The following is a 327-nucleotide window of genomic DNA, read 5'->3' as shown; positions in this document are numbered from 1 at the left end:
AACGCATCGCGCGCTTTGATCTGGCGCGTTACCTCGCCCATGCGCTGATGATGCCCTATGGCCCGTTCCTCACCGCCGCCAAACGCGCGCGTTACGACGTCGACGTTTTGCGTTCGCGCTTTGGCGTGTCCTTCGAACAGGCGGCCAATCGCCTGACCACGTTGGCGCGAGGGGGCTGGGAGGGCGTGCCGTTCTTCATGATGGAAGTCGATCATGCCGGGACGCGGTTCCGGCGGGCGGGCGCGACCGGCTTCCCGCATGCGCGCTTCGGCGGTGGCTGCCCGAAACTGCCGGTTCATGCGGCCTTCGCGCAGCCCGGCCAGATTC

The 327-nt window shown here is 67.3% G+C and carries 1 protein-coding gene; it reads left to right on the top strand.

The features are described 5' to 3' along the window. On the top strand, positions 1-327 hold a 327-nt coding region (locus RTX98_RS11135), incomplete at both ends, for a short-chain fatty acyl-CoA regulator family protein (RefSeq protein WP_312796650.1).

This window comes from Tianweitania sp., assembly GCF_032053605.1.
Lineage (GTDB): Bacteria > Pseudomonadota > Alphaproteobacteria > Rhizobiales > Rhizobiaceae > Tianweitania.
Note: the sequence above shows the minus strand (reverse complement) of the source record. Positions and strands in the feature narration are given on the sequence as shown.